This window comes from Streptomyces sp. PA03-5A (assembly GCF_033792725.1).
Taxonomy (GTDB): Bacteria; Actinomycetota; Actinomycetes; order Streptomycetales; family Streptomycetaceae; genus Actinacidiphila.
Genome location: NZ_JARAVL010000012.1, coordinates 170,513 through 182,927, shown reverse-complemented (window position 1 = coordinate 182,927; position 12,415 = coordinate 170,513). Strand labels below are relative to the sequence as shown.

The window sequence follows — 12,415 nt, the reverse complement described above, 5'->3', positions numbered from 1 at the left end:
AGCGGGTGCAGATCATGGGGGCGCTGCAGGAGCGTTTCCCGGTGTCGGGGGACATCGATCCGGAGCGGCTGGGTGAGCTGCGGACGTTGGACGACATCGCGGGGTTCCTCGCCGGTGCCTCCGCTCCCACCTCCGGGCCCGCGCCCGTCCCCGCGACCCGTGCGGAGGCGCCGTTGACGGTGACGTACCCGGCCGCGCCCGGGATCGGGCGGACGTTCGCTTCATTACGCGAACTGCCCGCGCCGTACGCGGTCGTGGGGGCGTACGCCGAGCAGCGGACCGCGCTCGTGGTGGACGACGGGTCGACGCTGACCCGGCCGGTGGTGGCCGCGCTGCGCGCGGACGGCTGGCGGGTGGAGGTCGTGGGGCTGCCCGACGGGGTGGCGACCGCGGCCGAGGCGGACGCCATACGGTCGCTGCGGACGTGGGAGGCCGACGAACTGGCCCGCGTCGTGACGGCGGGCAGGCTCGACCTCGTCGTCCAGGTGGCGGCCGCGGCCGGGGAAGAGTGGGCCGATGCCGCGCGGCGGCTGGCGCACACCGTGCTCGTGGCCCGGCAGACGCAGCCCGCGCTGAAGGCCGCGGCGGCCGGGGGCACGCGCGCGGCGTTCGTGGCGGTCACGCAGCTGGACGGGGCGAACGGCTACCGCGGTGGTGCGTCCGGCCCGGCGCTGCTGGGCGGTGTGAGCGGACTGGTGAAGACCCTCGCCATCGAGGCGCCGGAACTGTTCACCCGCACCGTGGACTTCGCGCCCGGCCTGGACGACCACACAATCGCGGCCCGCTTCCTGGGTGAGATCAAGGACCTGGCCGGCGACCTCGCCGACGTCGGGCACGACGCGCAGGGCCGTCGCACCGTCGTGCCGTCGGCGCAGGCACCGGCCGGGCCCGCGGTGGCCGTGCCGGAGATCGGCGCGGACGACCTGCTCGTGGTGACCGGCGGAGCGCGCGGCATCACGGCGGACTGCCTGCGGGCGCTGGTGGCGGCCCGCCCGGCGGGGCTGCTGCTGCTCGGCCGCAGCGAGGCCGCCCCGGAGCCCGAGTGGGCCGCCGGGCTGGAGGGCACCGCGCTGAAGGGCGCGATCGCCCGGCGGATCGCCGCCGGCGGCGAGAAGCCGACCCCGCGCGGGGTGGAGGCGGTCTACCGGGAGCTGACGGGCAGCCGGGAGATCTCGGAGAACCTGCGTCGGCTGAGGGCGTACGGCGGGAGCGTGCAGTACGTCGCCGTCGACATCACCGACGCCGCCGCGGTGAGGACCGCCCTGGCCCCGTACGCGCCCCGGGTCACCGGGGTCGTGCACGGCGCGGGGGTGCTGGCCGACCGGCTGATCGTGGACAAGACGGCGGAGGAGGTCCACCGCGTCCTCGGCACAAAGATCGTCGGCTTGGGCAACGTCCTGGACGCGCTGCGCGGCACCGCCGCCCTGCGGCACCTGGTGTTCTTCTCCTCGGTCGCCGGGTTCTTCGGCAACCGCGGCCAGTCCGACTACGCCGTGGCCAACGAGGCGCTGAACCGGCTCGCCGTACGGCTCAAGCGGGAACTGCCGTCGGCCCGGGTGACCTCGGTCAACTGGGGTGCCTGGGACGGCGGGATGGTCACCGACGACCTGCGCCGGATGTTCGCCTCGCGCGGGGTGGAGCTGGTCCCGGTCGCGACCGGGGCGGGCATCTTCGCCGAGCAGTTCACGGCGGAGCGCGGCCACGACACGGTCATCGTGGCGGGCCCGCTGAGGCCGCTGTCGGCGCCGCCCGCCACCGGGTCCGGCGCGCCGGTGTCGCTGCTGGTGGACCGTGGGCTCGACCGGCTGGCCGCCGAGACGGTGCTGGCCGACCACGCGATCGGCGGCAGGCGGGTGCTGCCCGCCACCGCCGCCGTGGGCGCCCTGCTCAACGCCGTCGAGACGGCGACCGATGGGACGGTCACCGAGGTGAGCGGGTTCAAGGTCTTCAAGGGGGTCGTCCTGGACGGTGCCGAGGGCGAGGTCCCCGAGCGGCTGCGGCTGTTCGTGGAGCCCGGCCGGAACGCCGGCCCCGGCACCCTGGACGTGCTGGCCTCCGCCGTCGACACCGCCGGGCGCAGCCGCCCGGCGTACGGCGGCACCGTCGGCACGGACGGACCCGGCCCGCGTCCCGCGGACCGCGCGGACCTCGCCGAGGCGGCCCGCGCGGCGAGCGGCACCGACGCCGGCTACCTCTACCGCGACGGCACGCTCTTCCACGGCCCGTCGCTGCGCGGGCTGCGCCGGATCCTCGCCTCGGACGAGCACCGGCTGCTGCTCGGCGCTCGTCTCGGCGACCCCGTCCCGGCGCACGGCGCCTACCACGGCCTGCGGCACAGCCCCGTCCTGGCCGACCTGCTGCTGCAGGCCGGGCTGGTGTGGGTCCGGCTGTTCCGCGGCCGGGCCAGCCTGCCGATGGAGGTCTCCCGGATCCGGCTCTTCGCCCCCCTGCCCGCCGACGAGGACTTCCTGATCGCGGTGGAGGACGTCCGGCCGGCCACGACCGGGGTGACCTGCTCGATCACCGCGCTCGACCGCGAGGGCCGGGTCCTGCAGGTGCTCGACGGGGTGGCGTTGGTCGAGGACCCGGAACTGGAGGGCAAGTTCGGGCCCTCCGGGCGGTCCGGCGCGACCGCCGCCGTCCCGGTCTGACGACCGCCGACCCGACCGGACCGACTCGGACACTCGGAGGCTGACCCACCATGGGCACGTACGCGATCGTCGGCCTGGCCTGCCTCTTCCCCGGGGCAGGGACACCCGACGACTACTGGCGGAACCTGACCGGCGGCGTGGACTCGCGCACCGACGGGGACAGCCGGATCTTCGGGCAGGACCCACGGGTCCGCGAGACCGACCCCGACGACCGGCACCGCATCTACTGCACCCGGGGCGGGTTCCTCACGGAGGAGGACGCGACGGCCTTCGACCCGAGCGGATACCTGCTCCCGTCCGACTACCTGGCCGGCCTGGACCGCTCGTTCCACTGGGCGCTCCGGGTGGCCGGGGACGCTCTGGCCGACGCGGGCTCTCCCCCCGGCGCCGCGGCCGGCCGGAGCGGACGGAGGACCGGGGTGGTGTTCGGGAACTACCCGTTCCCCACCCCGGCCTCCGGCAGGGTCGCCGGAGAGTTGTGGGACTCGGCGGTGGCCCGGGGACTGGCGGACGCCGGTCTCCCGGCGGCGGCACCCGGCGGCGACCCCGCCGGGGCCGCCGGCCCGGCGGGCACCGCCGCCGCCCACAACCTGTGGGCGGGCGGGATGCCCGCCCAGGTGGTGGCCGCGGCGCTCGGCCTCGACGGGCCCCGCTTCACCCTGGACGCCGCCTGCTCCTCAGCGCTGTACGCGCTGAAGCTGGCCTGCGCCCACCTGGAGACGGGCCGCGCCGACCTGATGCTGGCGGGCGGGGTCTGCGCCCCCGACCCGACCGTCATCCACCTGTCCTTCTCCGACCTGCGGGCCTATCCGCCGGACGGCTTCAGCCAGCCCTTCGACGCCCGTTCCCGGGGCATCGTCACCGGCCAGGGCGCCGCCATGGTCGCCGTGAAGCGCCTGGCCGACGCCCGGCGCGACGGCGACCGGGTGTACGCGGTCGTCGACGCGCTCGCCCTCACCAACGACGGCCCCGGCAAGCACATGCTGGTGCCGAACGCCGCCGGGCAGCTCGCCGCGTACGAACTCGCCTACCGCGAGGCGGGCGTGGACCCCTCGGCCGTCCAGTACCTGGAGTGCCACGCCACCGGGACGCCGCTCGGCGACAGCACCGAACTCGGCGGGGTCGAGGCGTTCTTCGGCCGCGGACCGCTGCTGGGGTCGGTCAAGTCCAACATCGGCCACCTGCTGACCGTGGCCGGCATGACCAGCCTCATCAAGGTCGTCCTCAGCCTGTCGCACGGCATGATCCCGCCCACCATCGGCGTCGGGCAGCCCCTGCCGGGGACCGTCGCCGACCGGGTCGTCCGTGAGGCGGTGGCCTGGCCCGAGCCCGCGGGCGGCGGTCCCCGCCGGGCCGGCGTCTCGGCCTTCGGCTTCGGCGGTACGAACGCGCACGTCGTCCTCTCGGCCCCCGACCCCGACCCCGACCCCGCGCCCGACCGCGTTCCGGAGCCCGCTTCCGCGGCGACACCGGTGCCGCCGCTGGCCGTCATCGGCATGGGCGCGCACTTCGGCTCGTTCACCACGCTGGACGCCTTCGAGCGTGCCGGGTACGAGGGCCTGGACGCCGTGCGCGCGCTGCCCCGACAGCGGTGGCGCGGCTTCGAGGACGTCGAGGGCGGCCCCCTGGCCCGGGCCGGGCTCGCCGGCGAGCACGCGCCGAGGGCCGCGTACGTCGAGGAGTTCGAGGTCGACGCGACCTCGTACAAGATCCCGCCCAAGGACCTCGACCACTTCAACCAGCAGCACCTGCTGATGATGCGCGTCGCCGAGGAGGCGCTGCGCGACGCCGGGTACGAGCGGCCGCGCCCCGGCACCGGCGGGGACGCCGGGCCGCGCCGGGTCGCCGTCGTCGTCGGCATGGAGATGGAACCGAGCGCGCACGGCCACGGCTCCCGCTACGAACTGGGCCGCAAGCTCGCCGACTGGTGCGCGCAGGCCGGCGTGGAGCCCACCCCCGGGCAACTGGCCGAGCTCACCCGGGCCGCGCGCAACGGCGTCCACGACTCCATCGAGCCCAACGAGGTGCTCAGTTACATCGGCAACATCATGGCCAGCCGGGTCTCCTCGCTGTGGAACCTGACCGGCCCCTCCTTCACCCTCTCCTCCGACAGTTCGGTGGGCGTCGACGCCCTCGACGTCGCCCGGTTGCTGTTGCTCGACCCGACCGTCGAGGCCGTCCTCGTCGGCGCCGTCGACCTCGCGGCCGGGCCCGAGAACACGCTCGCCCGCGAACTGCTGGAGCCCGGCTCGGTCCGGGACGGGCTGCGTGTCCTCGGCGAGGGTGCCGGGGCCGTCGTCGTCACCCGGCCCGCGTCGGTGCCGCCGGGACGGACCGTGTACGCCACGGTGGAGGCCGTCGCCGTCCACCACTGCGGGGACGTGACCCCCGGGGCCCGCCCCGAACTGGTCGCCCGCGCCGCCGAGGAAGCGCTGGCCGCCGCCGGGCTCACCCCGGCCGACGTCGAACTCGTAGAGGCGGGCGCCGCGACCGCCGCCGAACGCGAGGGCCTGGCCCGGGTCTGGACCCGTGACCGGGCCGGCGGCGAACTGCGCACCGCGCTGTCCGGAGTCCACGCCTGCGTCGGCGACACCGGCCGCGCCTCCGCGCTCGCCTCCGTCATCCGGGCCGCGCTGTGCCTGCACCACGCCTACTTCCCGGTCGCCCCGGGCGGCGGAGCCGTCCCTCCGGACGGCTCCTCCTTCTTCCTCCCCGCCGACTCCCGCCCCTGGCTGCGGGCCCGGCGCGACGGACGGCGCGCGGCGTCGGTGAGCGTCACCGGCACGGCGGGCAGCCACGGCCACGTCGTCCTGGCCGGTGCCAGGGTGCGCGGCGAGGTCGCCGAGACCGACTGGGCCCGCTCCGGCGGCGGCCTCGTCGTGCCCGTCGGCGCCGACGACATCGAGGGGCTGCTGCGACGGCTCGGCGAGCTGCGGGCGGCGCTCGACGGGGACTGGGCGGCCCTCGCCGAGGACCGCCCCGCCCGGCTCAAGGCCGTCCTCGTCGCCGACGACACCGCCGGGCTCGCCCGGCAGATCGACCAGGCCGTCAAGGACCTGCCGCAGGTGTGGCGGTCGGGCGGGGAGTGGACCTCGCCCTCCGGCAGCCACTTCACCTCCCGGCCGATCGGCGCCGGCGGCAGTGCCAAGGTGGCCCTGGTCTTCCCCGGCGCCTTCAACTCCTACCTGGGCCTGGGCCGTTCCCTCTTCCGCGCCTTCCCCGGGCTGCTGCCCCGCTTCGAGGCGCAGGCCGAGCTCCCCGCGGAGCTCCTGCGCAGCGCCGCCCTCTACCCGCGCTCCCGTGAGCTCCTCGGACGGCGCGAACTGATGCGCCGGGAGGGCGAACTCGTCGAGGACATCCCCCTGATGCTGGCCGCCGGCACCAGCTACGCGCTGCTGTCGACGGACCTGGTGCGGGAGGTCCTGGGCGTGCCCGTGCAGGGCGCGTTCGGCTACAGCCTCGGCGAGAGCAGCATGCTCTTCGCCACCGGCGGCTGGATCAAGAGCGCCCGCGGCGACGCGAAGATCAGCGCCTCGCCGCTCTTCGACGACATGCTGCGCGGACCCAAGCGCACGGTGCGCGAGCTGTGGGGACTCGGCGACGACGTCCCGGACGCGCAGGTGTGGGCCACACATGTGCTGCTCGCCCCGGCCGACGACGTACGGGCGGCCGTCGAGCGCTTCGACCGGGTCTTCGTCACCCACGTCAACACCCCGCAGGAGGTCGTGGTCGCCGGCGACCCCGGCCAGTGCGCCGAGCTCATCGCCGCACTGGACTGCCGCAGCGCCCGCTCGCCGGCCAACCACGTCATGCACTGCCCGGTCGTCGACGGCGTCCTCGGCGAACTCGCCGACCTCAACCGGTACCCGACCGGCGACGTCGGCGGCCTGACGCTCTACAGCAGCCGGCACTACGCGCCCGTGACCGGCCTCGACCCGGACGCCGTCGCCGCGAACATCGCCGTCACGCTGCGGGAGACGGTCGACTTCCCGCGGCTGGTGCGGCGGGCGTACGCGGACGGGTTCCGCTGCTTCATCGAGGTCGGGCCGAGCAGCACGTGCGCCCGCTGGATCCACGAGACGCTCGGCGACGAGCCGCACGTGGCGGTCTCCGTCGACCGGCGCGGGGCACGCGGCGCCGGCGACATCGCCCGCCTCGTGGCCCGACTGGCCTCCCACGGCGTCCCGGTCGACCTCGGCGCGTTCGCGGTCCCGGCGTCCGTCTCCGCGTCCGCCGCCCGGCGCCCGATCGGCCTGCGCACCTTCACGGTGGGCGGCGCGCCGGTCGCGCCGCTGGTGGCCGCGGGCGCGGGACCGGTGGTGGCGGGGCTGCGGCCCGCGCGGGGCGCGGTGGTTGCGGTTGCGGCTGCGGCTGCGGCTGCGGGTGCGGGGGCCGGGCTGGTGATGCGCGGCGTTGCGGGCCGCGGGTCCGTCGTGGGGTCTCCCATCCGCCCGCCCCTTCCCGGCGCGCAGGTGCCGGAAGGCGGTCAGTCCGTCCCGGCCGTTGCGGGCAGCGAGTCCGTGATGGCGGTTTCTGCCGATCCGCCGGTGTCCGTCGCGGGGGAGCGCGGGTCCGTCGTGGGGCCTGCCACCCGCCCGCCCCTTCCCGGTGCGGGTGTTGCGCGGCCGCACGTGTCGGCCGCCGCTGTCGCGGAGCGCGGGCTCGGGGCGGGTGCGGGAGGTGCGGCGTCGCAGGAGCCGGCGTCCGGCGCGGGGGCCGCCGGGCCCGGTAGGCGTGCAGGGAACGTCATCCCCGCCCCGGGGCACCCCGTGGGCGGGGGGTCCGCCGCCGGCGTCCACGCGTCCCGGACGGCCACTCCTGCCGGGTCGCCGCTTTCCTGCGCGACGGGTCCGGCGGCTCGAAGGTCCGAGCCCGGCGTGCGTGCCGGGAACGTCATCCCCGCCCCGGCGAACGCCGTGGGTGCCGAATCCGCCACGGAATGGGACACCGCGATGTCGATCAGCCCCGCCGCACAGCCGCCCGCACCAGCGCTCGTGCTGGAGCGGGAGCCGATCACGATGATCCCGGCCGCCGCCGTGACCGCCACCGTCATCGCGGCCGCCCCGCCGGTGCCGGTCGTGGAGCCGCAGGAGCCGCCGGGCCCGGCCATCTTCGGGGCGCCGCTGCCCGTACAGCCGCCCCGGCAGGAGAGCACCGCCGCGCTCGTGCGCGGGCTGCGCAGCGAGATGCTGGAGGCCCACCGGGAGGTGCTGGACGCCCAGCGGGCCCTGCGCGACCAGCTGGCGGCCCTGCTGTCCGCCGCCACCCCCGCGACCGTCCCCGTCCCCGAGCCAGCGACCCCCGCCGTACGCCCGCCCAAGCCGGAGGGCGTGGTCTGGGACGAGCACGACCTCCTGGAGTTCGCCACCGGGAAGATCGGGAACGTCTTCGGCCCGCGCTTCGCCGAGATCGACGGTCACCGCCGCCGTGTCCGGCTGCCCGCCCCGCCGTACCACTTCGCCACCCGCGTCACCGCGCTGGAGGCCGAACCGGGGGCGTTCGAGCCCTCGTTCATCCGCACCGAGTACGACGTTCCGCTCGACGCCTGGTACGCCGTGGACGGCCAGGTGCCTCCGGCCGTGACCATCGAGGCGGGCCAGTGCGACCTGCTGCTGATCAGCTACCTCGGCATCGACTTCACCAACCGCGGCGACCGCGTCTACCGCCTGCTCGACAGCAGCCTCAGCTTCGTGGGGGACCTGCCGCGGGTCGGCCAGACGCTGCGCTACGACATCTGGATCGACCAGTTCGTGCGGCAGGGCGACACGACGCTGTTCTTCTTCCACTACGACTGCTACGCCGACGGTGAGCTGATCCTGAAGCTGAACAACGCCTGCGCCGGCTTCTTCACCGACGACGAGCTGGAGAACTCGCTCGGCATCATCCAGGGCAGGGCCGTGCCGCCCAAGGGCGACGGCGCCTTCTCCGGGGCGAGTTCCTTCAAGCCCGTGCAGCCCACCTCCCGCACCGCACTGACCGCCGCCGACCTGGCGGCGCTCGCCGAGGGACGGATCGCGGACGTCTTCGGGCCGGGCCACCGGCAGCCCGAGGGCTGCAACACCTCCCTGCGCCTGCCCGGCGAGCGGCTGCGCATGGCCGACGAGGTCACCGTGCTGGACCGCAAGGGCGGCGCGCACGGCCTCGGCCGGATCGAGGCCGTCAAGCACCTCGTCCGGGACGGCTGGTACTTCACCTGCCACTTCCCGGACGACCCGGTGCTCGCCGGCTCGCTGGTCGCCGAAGGCGCGGTGCAGCTGCTGGAGGTGTACGCGATGTCCCTCGGCCTGCACCTGTGCTTCCCCGACGCCCGCTTCCAGCCCGTCCAGGGCCTGACCACGGAGGTCAAGGTCCGCGGCCAGATCACCCCGGCCACCGAACGCATCGAGTACCGGATCGACGTCACCGGGCTGACGCTGCTGCCCCGTCCCGCCATCACCGCGGACGTGGTCGTGCTGCGCGACGGCAAGCCGTCGATCGGGGTCACCGGCCTCGGGATCCGCCTGGTGGAGAAGCCCGGCACCCCGTACCGCCCGGAGACCGGCGGCACGGTGCCGCACTTCCTCGGCCGGCTCAGCCCCGCGAGCGGCGAGCCCGCGCTGCTCAACGAGTTCCACATGGCGCACGCCGCCAAGGGGGACCTGGCGGTCGCGATGGGCCCCGAGTTCGAGGTCTACGCCGACAGCCGCGCGCCGTACATCCCCAACGGCGACTTCCTCTTCGTCGACCGCGTCATGGCGCTGGAGGGCACCCGCGGCGTCCTGAAGAAGGGCGCCGTCATGGTCACCGAGTACGACGCGCCGGAGGACGCCTGGTACTACGCGCACAACGGGCACCCGTACATGCCGAACTGCGTCCACATGGAGTCCAGCCTCCAGGCCGCCATCCTCCTCGGCTACTACCTGGGCGCCACGCTGCCCTTCCCGGACGAGCAGTTCAGCATCCGCAACCTGGACGGCCGCGCCACCCTCGTCAAGGACGTCGACCTGCGCGGCAAGACCATCAGGCACCGTTCGACGCTGCTGTCCAGCGACCGGATGCCCGGCTCGATCCTGCAGAACTACGCGTACGAACTCTCCACCGACGGCGAGGTCTTCTACCGCGGCGAGTCCCTGTTCGGCTACTTCAACGCCAAGGCCCTGGAGAACCAGGTCGGCCTCGACAAGGGCGAGCACGTCCTGCCCTGGCTCGACCGGCAGCCCGCCCGCCCGGCCGGCGTCCGCCGCGTCGAGCTGGCCGCCCACCGCGCCGCGCAGGCCACCCGGGGCACGACCCGGCTGGCCGGCGGCCACCTCGACCTCGTCGAATGGGTCGACGTCCTGCCCGGCGGCGGCGAGCACGGCCGGGGCTACCTGCGCGGCCACCGCTCCATCCGCCCCGACGACTGGTACTTCAGCTGCCACTTCCACCGCGACCCGGTGATGCCCGGATCGCTGGGCGTGGAGGCGCTGCTGCAGGGCCTGCAGGTGTACGCCGTCGAGGCCGGGCTCACCGACGGGCTGGTGAACCCGCGCTTCGCGCTCGCCTCCGGCGCCGAGATGACCTGGAGCTACCGCGGCCAGATCCTCCGCACCGACCCGGACATGGAGTTCGACGTGCACGTCAAGGAGGTGCGCCGCGAACCGGGCCGGATCCTGCTGCTCGGCGACGCGAGCGTCTGGAAGTCGACCCTGCGGATCTACCGGCTGGGCGACATCGGCATCGAGATCCACCACGACCAGACCTGAGCAAGCGGCGAGCGACAGGAGACGCAGCATGACCACCGACCTCCACCGGCCGCGGTGGACCGGACCCCAGGCGCCGGCTGTCGGCGACACCGGGGTCTACGAAGCCCTGATGCGGCTCGACGAACCCGTCTATGTCCTGCGCGGTCCCTACGGGCTGGGCGCCGCCACCGGCGGCGCCGTCGGCCCGGCCGGCGAGCACGAGATCGTCGCCGCCGCGCCCCCGCTCGGTCCCGAACGCCTGGGCAGCGCCGCCTTCCTGAAGGCCCACGGCCTGCGCTACGCCTACATGAGCGGCGCCATGGCCAACGGCATCGCCTCCGCCGGCATGGTCGTCGCCATGGCCCGGGCCGGCTTCCTCGGCTCGTACGGCGCGGCGGGCCTGCTCCCGGAGGCCGTGGAGAAGGCCCTGGTCCGCTTCCGTGACGAGATCCCCGGCCTCCCGTACGCCTGCAACCTCATCCACAGCCCGAGCGAGGAGCGCCTGGAGCGCACCGCCGTCGACCTGTTCCTGAAGTACGGCGTGCCCTGCGTGGAGGCCTCCGCCTTCCTCGCCCTCACCCCGCACCTCGTCCGCTACCGGCTGGCCGGGTTGCGGGCCGGCGGACCGTACGGCGTCACCGCGGGCAACCGGGTCATCGCCAAGATCTCCCGCCCCGAACTCGCCGAGCTGTTCATGCGGCCCGCCCCCGAGGCCATGGTGCGGGCGCTCGTCGCCGAGGGCGCGATCACGCAGGAGCAGGCCCGGCTCGCCGAACGCGTCCCGCTCGCCGACGACATCACCGTCGAGGCCGACTCCGGCGGCCACACCGACCGCCGCCCGCTGCCCGCGCTGCTGCCCGTCATCATCCGGCAGCGCGACGCCGTCCAGCAGGAGGAGGGCTACGCCGAGCGCATCCGCGTGGGCGCCGCCGGCGGCATTGGCACGCCCGAGGCGGCGGCCGCCGCCTTCGCCATGGGTGCCGACTACGTGGTGACGGGATCGGTCAACCAGTCCTGCCTGGAGGCCGACACCTCACCCCGCGTCAAGGAGATGCTGGCCCAGGCGGGCATCGCCGACTTCGAGATGGCGCCGGCGGCCGACATGTTCGAGATGGGCGTCGAGCTCCAGGTGCTCAAGCGGGGCACGTTCTTCCCGATGCGGGCCAAGCAGCTCTACGAGCTGTACCGGACGTACGACGGGATCGAGGCCATCCCGGCGGCGGTGCGGCAGAAGGTGGAGCAGCAGGTCTTCCGGCGCCCGCTGGACACGGTGTGGGACGAGACCCTCGCGTACTTCCGGCGGCGCGACCCCGACCAGCTGGCCCGCGCCGAGGGCAACCCCAAGCGGCGCGCCGCGCTGGTCTTCCGCTGGTACCTGGGCATGGCCTCGCGCTGGGCCAAGACCGGCGAGGCCGACCGCGCCGTCGACTACCAGATCTGGTGCGGGCCGGCGATGGGCAGCTTCAACGCCTGGGTCCGCGGGACGTACCTGGCGGCCCCCGAGCACCGGCGGGTCGCGGACGTCGCCCGGCAGATCATGACGGGCGCCGCCTTCCACCAGCGGCTCGCGTTCCTGCGTGCGGCGGGGGTCGCCTTCCCGGCGGGCATCGCGACCCGGCCCTCGCCGGACGACGCGAACGCGCCCGGCCCCGCGGTGGGGGTGCGGCCGTGACGGCCCGGCCGTCATTCCCGGCAGGCGGCAGGGCCGCCGGGGCGGACAGCCCGGCGCCAGCGGGGGCGTCGCCGTCGGCTGAGGTGGGGAACGGCCGCGCCGACGGGCGGGGGACGGGGCGCGGGCTCCGGCTGCCCCCGCAGGACGGAGCCGTCGCGGGCGTGAAGGTGACCGCCTCCGGCGCTCCGGGCGACGACGTGCCGTGGTCCGGAGCGGACGGCCCGGTGGCGTCTGCTGCAGATGCGGAACACCCCGGGGCCCCGGGCCGGTCCGGTCGGGGGAGCGGGCCTTCCGGCCGGGTGGCCGGCGCGGCACCGCGACCGCCGGGCGGGGCCCTCGTGGTCGACGCGCCGCGGGACGACGAGGCGCGGCCTCCGGCGGACCGCGGC

Annotated in this window: 3 protein-coding genes; all 3 read left to right on the top strand. The window is 75.3% G+C overall.

Going from position 1 to position 12,415, the window contains the following annotated elements; all coding sequences use genetic code 11:
- Positions 1-254: 254 nt before the first annotated feature.
- The 3 genes from PV410_RS17385 to PV410_RS17375 are packed head-to-tail and all read left to right on the top strand — an operon-like array spanning position 255 to position 12,026.
- Positions 255-2,651, top strand: a complete 2,397-nt coding sequence (locus tag PV410_RS17385) for an SDR family NAD(P)-dependent oxidoreductase (protein WP_500325488.1) — start codon at positions 255-257, stop codon at positions 2,649-2,651.
- Positions 2,652-2,701: 50 nt separating this feature from the next.
- A complete protein-coding gene (locus tag PV410_RS17380; protein WP_500325486.1) occupies positions 2,702-10,375 on the top strand; it encodes a beta-ketoacyl synthase N-terminal-like domain-containing protein in 7,674 nt (2,557 codons plus the stop codon).
- 28 nt (positions 10,376-10,403) lie between these two features.
- Positions 10,404-12,026, top strand: coding sequence for a PfaD family polyunsaturated fatty acid/polyketide biosynthesis protein (locus PV410_RS17375; protein ID WP_500325484.1), 1,623 nt, complete (start codon positions 10,404-10,406; stop codon positions 12,024-12,026).
- Positions 12,027-12,415: the final 389 nt, after the last annotated feature.